General features: G+C 53.9%; 2 protein-coding genes. Both read left to right on the forward strand.

Going from position 1 to position 2,152, the window contains the following annotated elements; translation table 11 throughout:
• The first annotated feature begins 76 nt into the window (after positions 1–76).
• On the forward strand, positions 77–1,741 hold the full coding sequence (locus D5269_RS17520; protein WP_120487410.1) for a recombinase family protein: 1,665 nt from the start codon (positions 77–79) through the stop codon (positions 1,739–1,741).
• The coding region (locus D5269_RS17525; RefSeq protein ID WP_158605077.1) for a recombinase family protein at positions 1,725–2,152 on the forward strand (428 nt) is incomplete at its 3' end. The genes D5269_RS17520 and D5269_RS17525, both read left to right, overlap by 17 nt.

Here is a 2,152-nt window from a genome sequence, read left to right on the forward strand (position 1 = left end):
CATGCAGGGTAAAACCTGCGGAGCCATTTTGCCGCACGAGGTATGGATTCTGAGATGGTCGGGAGGTAAAACAAAGATGATGGATACAACATACAACGTGGGCATCTACTGCCGGTTAAGTAACGACGATGAACGTGATGGGGAATCGGTCAGCATTGAGAACCAGAAATTGCTGCTTCAAAACTATGTCAGGCAGCGCGGCTGGAATGAGGTCGATGTCTATATCGACGACGGATACTCCGGCACGAACTTCAACCGCCCAGGCGTCAGGCGGTTAATCGAGGACGCAAAGGCCAAGCGGATCAATGTGATTCTGGTGAAGGACCTTTCCCGTTTTGGCCGCAACTACATCGAATTTGGGCAATATACGGATTACCTGTTCCCCTCTCTTGGATGCCGGTTCATCGCGCTGAACAACGGCATTGACACCATGAGTGACAACGGAAGCACCGATGTCATGTGCTTTTTGAACTTATTTAATGAGTTTTACAGCCGGGACACCAGCAAGAAGGTCAAGGCGGTCAAGAGGGCCTGTGCCGAAAACGGAAAATTCATGGGAACCTACCCCGCCTATGGCTACCGGCGCGACCCGCTGGATAAGCACCATCTGGTGATTGACGAGGAAACCGCGCCGGTTGTCCGCCGTATCTTTGAGATGCGGGCATCAGGCATGGGATTTCACGCCATCGCGGTGGCGCTCAATGAAGAAGGGATTCAGCCGCCCGGTGTGCTGTACTACCAGCGCAAGGGCCAGAGCGACCCCCGCAGGGTCAACCACAAGTGGGCCGACCAGACGGTAAAAAACATGGTCCGCAACGAGGTCTACATCGGGAACATGGTACAGGGCAAAAGCGGCACACTCTCCTATAAATCCCGCAAGCTCGTCAATAAATCGGAGGACGAGTGGATTCGGGTGGAGGGGACCCACGAGGCCATTATTTCGCGGGAACTGTGGGATACCGTAGCCAGTATCGGAAAAAAGAAGGTGCGAAAAAGCACTCCGTCCGATGGCTGCAAGAGCATCTTCACCGGACTTGTGTACTGCGCCGACTGCGGTTTCAAAATGCGGAACCATATCGAAAAATTCACCTATAAGGATGGCAGGCCGGGACGGTACAGCTCTTTCATCTGCGGCAACTACTCCCGCAGCGGAAGGGGCGCGTGTACCATCCACACCATCTATGAAACAGTGCTGACCCAGCTGGTATTGGAGGACATCCGGGAAAAGGCCCGCTTTGCGGAATATGACCCGGACCGGCTGATGGGCGAGATTCTCCGGCTGAAGGAGAAGGAATCCCACACCCGGCTTTTCTCCTATGAGCAGGAATTAAAATCCTCCTTAGCCCGTATTTCCGATTTGGAGCGCCTGATGCAGAATCTCTACGAGGACAAATGCACCGGCTCCATCCCGCAGACGGTATTTCAGACCCTGATGCAGAAATATGAAGCGGAACGGGCAGAAAAGGCGGAGGCAGTCCCGGAACTGGAAAGGAAAGTCCGGGCGCACTTGGAAAACCAGGTGGATACCGACCGCTGGCTGGAAATTATCCGGCGCTATACGGAAATCTCGGAACTGGACGAAACCATTCTCTTTGAACTGGTAGACCGGATCGAGGTTGGCGATACCCAGAAGGTCAACGGGCAGCGGATTTGTGAGGTCAAGGTCTACTACCGCTATGTCGGGAATGTGGATGGGGCGCTGGCACAGGAAAGGGGGCAGGATTATGGCGAAGCAATATAAAGTCGGTATCTACTGCCGCCTGAGTGTGGATGACGCCTCCAATTCCGCAAAAGCGAAGGGCTATATCCCCAGCGATGAATCGGTGAGCATTGAGAACCAATATGAAATCCTCTCCAAATTCGTCATGCTCAACGGCTGGATCGAGGTCAAGACCTATCAGGACGATGGGTACAGCGGGGGCAACTTCCAGCGGCCCGGATTTTTGGAAATGCTGGAGGACGCAAGGCATGGCCTGATTAACCTGATTCTGGTAAAGGACCTTTCCCGTTTAGGCAGGGATTTTGTGGAGGTGGGCCGTTATACGGACATCATTTTCCCTTCCCTCGGATGCCGGTTCGTGTCGGTTCTGGACTGCCTGGACAGCGAGGGGGACAACACCGATATGCTGCACTTCCGCAGTCTGATGAATGA

The organism is Anaerotruncus sp. 1XD42-93, from assembly GCF_009917605.1.
GTDB lineage: Bacteria > Bacillota > Clostridia > Oscillospirales > Ruminococcaceae > Anaerotruncus.

What these genes read in the sequence shown, in the direction of transcription:
- D5269_RS17520 (WP_120487410.1), top strand. Translation starts at nt 77, where the DNA reads ATGATGGATACAACATACAACGTGGGCATCTACTGCCGGTTAAGTAAC.